Below are 598 nucleotides of genomic sequence, written 5' to 3'. Positions count from 1 at the left end.
AAAACGAGAAGTCCGTCTTCTTCCGCCGCTGTCAACGTCAGATCAAATTTCGCAGTCTGATGGGCAAAATCATACGGTTTAAGTGTGACTCCTTCCATTGACAAGTCTTTCAAATCGGCATTTTGCATTGAAAAGACGACATCAAATAACGGGTTTCGGCTCATGTCGCGCTGGATGTTCAGCTTCTCGATCAGTTCTTCAAACGGGTAATCTTGATGCTCAAATGCGCCGAGCGTCGTTTCTTTTACTTCCTCAAGGAATGCAGAAAACGGCTTGTCTCCTTCAGGACGCGTTCTTATCGCAAGCGTATTGACAAACATGCCGATGATACGGCTCAAATCTGCATGCGGCCTCCCGGCAGCCGGAGAGCCGAAAATGACCTCGCTCTGTCCACTCAGTTTCGATAAAAACGTACTGTATGAGGCAGCGAGCACCATGTATAAAGTGCTTTCCGTTTCCTTGGCCAGTCTTCTGAGCTGCTGGACAAGCTCCGGTTTCAGAGAAAAGCTGATACGGCTTCCTTCAAACGTTTGAACAGAAGGACGCGGATAGTCTGTCGGGAGCGTCAAAACAGGCAGTTCGCCGTCAAGCTCCTTGA

The 598-nt window shown here is 48.8% G+C and carries 1 protein-coding gene; it reads right to left on the bottom strand.

The features are described 5' to 3' along the window. Positions 1-598, bottom strand: a 598-nt coding sequence (locus ACWHAR_RS29580; RefSeq protein ID WP_452088753.1) for a condensation domain-containing protein, incomplete at both ends; no start/stop codon positions are given.

This window comes from Bacillus sp. LR--39 (assembly GCF_053613335.1).
This window is presented reverse-complemented; position numbering and strand designations above follow the sequence as displayed.